At 30.4% G+C, this 2,934-nt stretch carries 2 protein-coding genes and 1 pseudogene; 1 reads left to right on the top strand and 2 read right to left on the bottom strand.

Annotated elements, in window-relative coordinates:
- Positions 1–696, bottom strand: a pseudogene (locus tag ABJD66_RS09615) (divalent metal cation transporter); the annotation flags it as partial.
- A gap of 13 nt (positions 697–709) precedes the next feature.
- Positions 710–1,345, bottom strand: coding sequence for an ElyC/SanA/YdcF family protein (locus tag ABJD66_RS09610; RefSeq protein ID WP_348130873.1), 636 nt, complete (start codon positions 1,343–1,345; stop codon positions 710–712).
- 159 nt (positions 1,346–1,504) lie between these two features.
- Between ABJD66_RS09610 and ABJD66_RS09605 the strand changes: the two genes are divergently transcribed.
- A partial coding sequence (locus tag ABJD66_RS09605; protein WP_348130870.1) for a S41 family peptidase occupies positions 1,505–2,934 on the top strand: 1,430 nt, incomplete at its 3' end.

Raw genomic sequence — 2,934 nt, 5'->3', positions numbered from 1 at the left:
GTTAAATTCTGATAATGCTTCTTTAAGATTTAGTTTTTTGTTTGTTAGTTTCTGCTTTTCAATAGTCCACATACTTAACCAGCTAGAGGTTTCTACCGCAGTAGGCATCCAACCTACTAAACCAATAATAAATAAAATACCAGCATTATTAAAAAGAGGTGTGGGTTTAAAGTTTGCTACCTCATCAACCTTTCCCTTAAAAACAACTACAATAGTGGTAACTAAAAGTGCAATTCCTAAAATAGATACTACAATTTTTAAAGACTTCTCTAAAAAAACATATTTACCAATAATTAATAGTGCAGATATAAAACTGAATAGTACAAGAGCAACAACAGTAATAGATACATTTGTAAGGTTAAAGAGGTTTATTAATAGACCAGATGTAACCAAGTATAAAGCTGCTAAAATGGTAAATGTAGATACTAGTGTAATAAGTGCATAAAACCACAAATACCCTTTGCCACGGTTTAAATACCCTTGTATAAGTGTTTTGTTTGTTGCGTTGGTGTATCTAATTCCAAATTCAAAAAAAGGATATTTTAAAATGTTTGCTAGTACAATTGGTACCAACATAATCCAACCATATTGTGCACCAGCTTTAGTGGATAGCACAAGGTGAGATGTGCCAATTGCCATACTCGCAAAAAGTAATCCTGGACCTAAGTTTTTAAGTAAAGTTTTAATCTTTTGCATTACAGTGTAAGTACTATTCTATCGTTATTTTTTCTCCATAAAATTTAGGCTCTGTATTAAGTAGTAAATCTAAAAACACTTTAACACGTGCTAAATATTCTCTAGTCTGTACTTTTAAACCAGCTTTTCCTTTTAAATCTTTGGCATTAAAGCCAACGGTAGTGAGGCCTTTTTTTTCTGCAATATAAATAGCTCTTTCATTATGAAATTTTTGAGATATAACGGTAACCTTGTTAAGTCCAAAAATTACGTGCGCACGCACCATAGAATCTAATGTTCTAAAACCTGCGTAATCTAAAAATATTTTATCCTCTGGTATTCCTTGTTTTACAAGTTCTCTTTTAAAAGTATCTGGTTCGTTATAGTATTTAGTTCCATTATCACCGCTAACTAAAACAAAGTCTATTTTTTTTGCATTGTACAAAGCAACGGTTGCATTTATACGGTGTACGTAGTAAGGATTTGGACTACCGTTAACAAGCTTACTTGTTGTGCCTAAAACAACACCAACTTTATTGTAAGGAATAGCATCTACATTATAAAAAGTTTTGCCCTTAGCTGAGTTTGTAATAATATTATTAGAACAAAAAATTGCCAATAATGGCAATAGAACAAGTACAGAAATAGTTATGATAATTTTTTTCTTCATACAAGTTAAAGGTACAAAATAGAGCTATAGAATTGCTAAAAATAAAGTATTGTTAAAATATATTTTTAGTTTACATAATATTTTAACTTTATTGGCATAAAATGTGCTGTGTTTCTTACAATTAAGAAAATATAGTTCAAAACCATAAAACCACAACCCTTGAGAAAATTATTGTTTTACCTTTTGCCATTACTGTTAATTACTTCATGCGCCAGTATAGAAAAACACAATCATCAAATAACCAAGTTACATAGTGTAGATGAACTGCATAAAGATGTTGATGTAGCTTATAGAAAACTACAAAAATTACATCCTCAATTATACCTGTATACGCCAAAAAAGGAGTTAGATGCTAAGTTTACTACTTTAAAGAGTAGTATTACAAAACCAATGACTACTTATGCCTTTTATGAAAAATTGGCTCCTGTTGTAGCGGAGGTTAGACAAGGACACGCAGGTATTTCTGTACCAACAAAAAAACACACCCGTAAAGAAAATAAAGCTTTTAATAAACTTAAAAACGAATGGTCTTATTTAAGGTTTGAAAACGTAGAAGATGCTGTTTTGGTAAAAAATACTCTTGGTGAAGATAGTACAATGGTAGGGAGCAGAGTGGTAAAGTTAGGAGATGATTCTATTGATGACTTGCTAAAAAGATACAAAACTTATTTTTCTTCAGACGGATATAATACAACTTTTCATAATAAATATGCTGCGCAGAAACTAGCTAGATATTACTATCAAGATAAAGGAAGATTAGATAGTTTAGAGGTTACTTTTTCTAAAAATGATAGTTTATACACTAAAGTTTTTAGAAGAATACCAAGAGATTCTACAAGGTTTCCTAAACCAAAAAAAGATAGTTTAAAAGATAAAAAACCAATTAAAAAGACAAAAGAAGAGCGTAAACTTGCTTCAAAAAAGTTAAAGAAAAAGTTAGAGGATTATCGTAAATACGGTTATAGTTATTCTGAAAAAAATAATAATAGAAATTTAGATTTTATAGGAGAAGATAGTACTGTTGCTTATATGAAAATTAGAAGCTTTAGTAGGGGTGACTATGAAGCTTTTTATGAAGAGGCTTTTAAAAAAATAGATTCTGCCAAAACTAAAGATTTAATTATAGACTTGCGAGATAATGGAGGTGGTAGGCTGGTAGAAATTCACGATTTATTTTCTTACTTAGCAAAAGAAGAATTTAAGTTTGTTGAAGAAGGAGAGGTAAACACAAGATACCCAATTATAAAGTCTTATATGTCTCGTAATAAAACAGCTTATGGAGCAGCATACAAGTCTTTATTTGTACCATTTGTATTTTTTAAAGAAGTTTTTAAAGCACGCAAAAAAAATGGCAAGTTGGTATATAAGTTTAAGGAAACTAAAGTAGCAGAGCCTAAAGAAAATAATTATAAAGGTAACGTGTACGTATTAATAAATGGGCGTTCTTTTTCTGCATCTTCTGTTTTTTCTAATGTTGTAAAAGCACGTAAAAGAGGAGTTATTGTTGGTGAGGAAACAGGAGGAGCATACAATAGTACTGTAGCAGGCCAAACAAAATTGGTAAGACTACCAAATTCTAAACTAATGCT

This window comes from Cellulophaga sp. (assembly GCF_039943695.1).
In the GTDB taxonomy this organism is placed as follows: Bacteria; Bacteroidota; Bacteroidia; order Flavobacteriales; family Flavobacteriaceae; genus Cellulophaga.
The sequence above is the reverse complement of the archived record's forward strand: the minus strand, read 5'-3'. Positions and strand labels throughout refer to the sequence as shown.